Annotated in this window: 1 pseudogene; it reads right to left on the bottom strand. The window is 55.3% G+C overall.

The features are described from left to right. Window positions 1-550 (bottom strand): annotated as a pseudogene (locus HA43_RS18510) (IS1 family transposase); the annotation flags it as partial. Window positions 551-559 lie beyond the last annotated feature (9 nt).

Genomic DNA, 559 nt, shown 5'->3' with positions numbered 1-559 from the left:
TTGCTGATAACGTGCAGCTTTCCCTTCAGGCGTGATTCGTACAGCGGCCAGCCATCCGTCATCCATACCACGACCTCAAAGGCCGACAGCAGGCTCAGAAGACGCTCCAGTGTGGCCAGAGTGCGTTCACCGAAGACGTGCGCCACAACCGTCCTCCGTATCCTGTCATACGCGTAAAACAGCCAGCGCTGACGTGATTTAGCACCGACGTAGCCCCACTGTTCGTCCATTTCAGCGCAGACAATCACATCACTGCCCGGTTGTATGCGCGAGGTTACCGACTGCGGCCTGAGTTTTTTAAGTGACGTAAAACCGTGTTGAGGCCAATGCCCATAATGCGTGCACTGGCGCGACATCCGACGCCATTCATGGCCATATCAATGATTGTCTGGTGCGTACCGGGCTGAGAGGCGGTGTAAGTGAACTGTAGTTGCCATGTTTTACGGCAATGAGAGCAGAGATAGCGCTGATGTCCGGCAGTGCTTTTGCCGTTACGCACCACGCCTTCAGTAGCGGAGCAGGAAGGACATCTGATGGAAATGGAAGCCACGCAAGCACC

The organism is Pantoea eucrina (genome assembly GCF_002095385.1).
Lineage (GTDB): Bacteria > Pseudomonadota > Gammaproteobacteria > Enterobacterales > Enterobacteriaceae > Pantoea > Pantoea eucrina.
This window is presented reverse-complemented; position numbering and strand designations above follow the sequence as displayed.